Raw genomic sequence first — 3,150 nt, forward strand, 5'->3', positions numbered from 1 at the left:
CGTCAGCGCGGCGAGCTTCTTCGACCCGGTTCTGAGAACATTGGTCGCGCCGATATTCCCTGACCCGATCTCGCGAATATCGCCTTTGCCGGCGAGGCGGGTGACGATCAGCCCGAACGGGATGGAGCCGAGGGCATAGCCGAGGAGAAGGGCGAGGATGGTGGAGGAATTCATTGTCGACGTTGGTAGCATAGGATGCGCTGACCGCAACCGGCCCGTCTTTGCGAGCGGAGCGAAGGAATCCAGTCTTTCCGCCACTGGATTGCTTCGTCGCTTCGCTTCTCGCAATGACGGGACACAATGACCCCTAACGCCCCCCTTCTCTTTTTCGACTCCGGCGTCGGCGGCCTCTCGGTCCTCGCCCCGACCCGCGCGCTCCTTCCGAACGCGCCGATCGTTTATGCCGCCGACAGCGCCGGCTTCCCTTATGGCCCGCGCTCGGAGGCCGAGATTGCGGCGCGCGTACCCGCCCTGCTCGGGCGGCTGGTCGAGCGGTTTCGGCCGCGCCTCGTCGTCATCGCCTGCAATACCGCCTCGACCATCGCGCTGGACGTCGTTCGCGCGGCGCTCGACCTGCCGGTGGTAGGCACGGTCCCGGCCATCAAGCCCGCCGCCGAGCGGTCGCAAACCCGCGTCATCGGCGTGCTCGGCACCGCCGCGACCGTGCGCCAACCTTATGTTGACGACCTCGCCGCTCGCTTCGCCAGCGACTGCACTGTGCTCCGGCATGGCTCTGCCGAACTGGTCGCGCTGGCCGAAGCGAAGCTGATAGGCGAACCCGTCGCGATCGACGCTGTCCTTACAGCAATCCGCCCGCTGCTCGACCAGCCGGGCGGCGACGCAATCGACGTGGTCGTCCTCGCCTGCACCCATTTTCCCTTGCTCGCCGACGAACTCACCATTGCAATGCCCGGCGTATCTTTCGTCGACGGCGGCCCCGGCATCGCCCGCCGCATCGCCCATCTCACCCGCGACCAGCCATGGCCCGATGCGCCCACACCCGGCCTCGCCGTCTTCACCGATCCACCGCCAGCGGCTCTCGCAGCATCCCTCGCCCGCTATGGCCTGGACCGCACGCTGTCTCTCTGACCAGTTGCGAGTCGTTCTCAATGGCAATCGCAGCCATCCGGCGATAATTGGCCCCGATGGACTATAACGGTATTTTCCAGGCGGCGATCGACCGGCTGCACGATGAGGGGCGCTATCGCGTCTTCATCGACGTGTTGCGCAACAAGGGCGCTTTTCCCAACGCGCGCTGCTTCGCCGGACATAACGGGCCCAAGCCGATCATCGTGTGGTGCTCCAACGACTATCTCGGTATGGGCCAGCACCCCAGCGTGATTACGGCGATGGAAGAGGCGCTGCACGACGTTGGCGCCGGATCGGGCGGCACGCGCAACATCGGTGGCAACACCCATTATCATGTCGATCTCGAGGCCGAGCTGGCTGATCTCCACGGCAAGGAAGGCGCCCTGCTGTTCACGTCGGGCTATGTCTCGAACGAGGCGACCTTGGCGACGCTCGGCAAGCTGCTCCCCGGCTGCGTGATCTTCTCGGACGAGCTGAACCACGCCTCGATGATCGCCGGCATCCGCAATTCGGGCTGCGAGAAGCGCGTCTTCCGCCACAACGACCTCGATCATCTCGAGCAGTTGCTGCGCGACGAGGACTCCGAGACACCCAAGTTGATCGCGTTTGAGAGCGTCTATTCGATGGACGGCGACATCGCCCCGATCGCCGCGATCTGCGACCTCGCCGACTGCTATGGCGCGCTGACCTATTGCGACGAGGTTCACGCGGTCGGCATGTACGGCGCGCGCGGCGGCGGCATTTCGGAACGTGATGGCGTCGCCCACCGCGTCACTATCGTGGAAGGCACGCTGGGCAAGGCATTCGGCGTGATGGGCGGCTACATTGCCGCCGACCAGACGATCATCGACTGCATCCGCAGCTATGCGCCGGGGTTCATCTTCACCACCTCGTTGTCGCCGGTGCTGGTCGCCGGGGCGCTCGCGTCGGTCCGCCACCTGAAGCAATCGGGCGAGGAACGCGCCGCGCAGCAGGCCGGGGCAGCCAGCCTCAAGGCCAAGTTCGCCGACGCCGGCCTGCCGGTGATGGACAGCGTCACCCACATCGTCCCGGTGATGGTCGGCTGCGCGGTCAAGGCGAAGCGCATCAGCGACATCTTGCTCGCCGAATACGGCCTCTACGTCCAGCCGATCAACTATCCGACCGTCCCCCGCGGCACCGAGCGCCTGCGCTTCACCCCCGGCCCGTGCCACAGCGAGGCGATGATCGACGAACTGGTCGGTGCGCTCAGCGAAATCTGGAGCCGCCTCGAACTCGAGAAGCGCCGGGCGGCCTGATCGCGCCAAAGCTACTGGCGAATCCCCGACGCTTGGCGTAGGCGACGCGCATGCGCATCGCCCTTTCCGCCGACCATGCCGGTGTCGAACTCAAGGACGCCCTTGTGGCGTGGCTCGGCGAGGCTGGCCATGACCTGCTCGACCTCGGCACGCATGGCACCGCCAGCGTCGATTATCCCCGCTTCGGGGCCATGCTCGCCGATGCGCTGGCCGATGGCCGCGCCGACCGCGGGATTACCGTCTGCGGATCGGGTATCGGCGTCGCCATCGCCGCCAATCGCAATCCGGCCTGCCGCTGCGCCCAAGTCAGCGAGCCGGTCTCGGCCGCCTTCGCCAGAAGCCACAACGACGCCAACGCCATCGCCCTCGGCGCGCGGCTGATCGGAATCGAGATGGCCAAGGCCTGCGTCACCGCTTTCCTCACCACCGAGTTCGAAGGCGGCCGCCATCAGCGCCGCGTCGAGATGCTTTCCGCCCCTCAGCAGGAGCCCGCCTGATGGCCACCGCCGCCAATTTGAACGACGTCCAGCCCGATGGTTTCTTCACCCGCACGGTTCGGCAGACCGATAACGCGGTCGCCAACGCCATCGCGGCTGAGCTTGAGCGCGAGCAAACGCAGATCGAGCTGATCGCCTCGGAGAATATCGTCTCGAAGGCAGTACTCGAAGCACAGGGATCGGTGTTCACCAACAAATATGCCGAGGGCTATCCGGGCCGTCGCTACTACCAGGGCTGCCACCCGTCCGACCTCGTCGAGCAGCTCGCGATCGACCGCGCCAAGCAA

4 protein-coding genes and 1 pseudogene are annotated in these 3,150 nt (G+C 66.0%); 4 read left to right on the plus strand and 1 reads right to left on the minus strand.

Going from position 1 to position 3,150, the window contains the following annotated elements; translation table 11 throughout:
* On the minus strand, positions 1–174 hold a 174-nt coding region (locus tag RMN84_RS02660), incomplete at its 3' end, for a glycerol-3-phosphate acyltransferase (RefSeq protein ID WP_309610662.1).
* Between the two features lie 126 nt (positions 175–300).
* Between RMN84_RS02660 and murI the strand changes: the two genes are divergently transcribed.
* The 4 genes and pseudogenes from murI to glyA form a co-directional block, all read left to right on the plus strand.
* The gene (gene murI / locus RMN84_RS02665; RefSeq protein ID WP_309610659.1) at positions 301–1,089 is read left to right on the plus strand and encodes a glutamate racemase; all 789 of its coding nucleotides are present in this window, start codon (positions 301–303) and stop codon (positions 1,087–1,089) included.
* A 56-nt stretch (positions 1,090–1,145) separates the two neighbouring features.
* Positions 1,146–2,366 (plus strand): 5-aminolevulinate synthase, encoded by a 1,221-nt coding sequence (gene hemA, locus RMN84_RS02670; protein WP_309610660.1) that lies wholly within the window; start codon positions 1,146–1,148, stop codon positions 2,364–2,366.
* 50 nt (positions 2,367–2,416) lie between these two features.
* Positions 2,417–2,863, plus strand: a complete 447-nt coding sequence (gene rpiB / locus RMN84_RS02675) for a ribose 5-phosphate isomerase B (protein ID WP_309610661.1) — start codon at positions 2,417–2,419, stop codon at positions 2,861–2,863.
* Positions 2,863–3,150: pseudogene (glyA, locus tag RMN84_RS02680) on the plus strand (serine hydroxymethyltransferase); the annotation flags it as partial. The gene rpiB and the pseudogene glyA, both read left to right, overlap by 1 nt.

Source organism: Sphingomonas sp. (genome assembly GCF_031380695.1).
Lineage (GTDB): Bacteria > Pseudomonadota > Alphaproteobacteria > Sphingomonadales > Sphingomonadaceae > Sphingomicrobium.

Bases quoted from the DNA above. Each gene is read 5' to 3' on its own strand.
- murI (WP_309610659.1), top strand. From the start codon at position 301: ATGACCCCTAACGCCCCCCTTCTCTTTTTCGACTCCGGCGTCGGCGGC.
- hemA (WP_309610660.1), top strand. From the start codon at position 1,146: ATGGACTATAACGGTATTTTCCAGGCGGCGATCGACCGGCTGCACGAT.
- rpiB (WP_309610661.1), top strand. From the start codon at position 2,417: ATGCGCATCGCCCTTTCCGCCGACCATGCCGGTGTCGAACTCAAGGAC.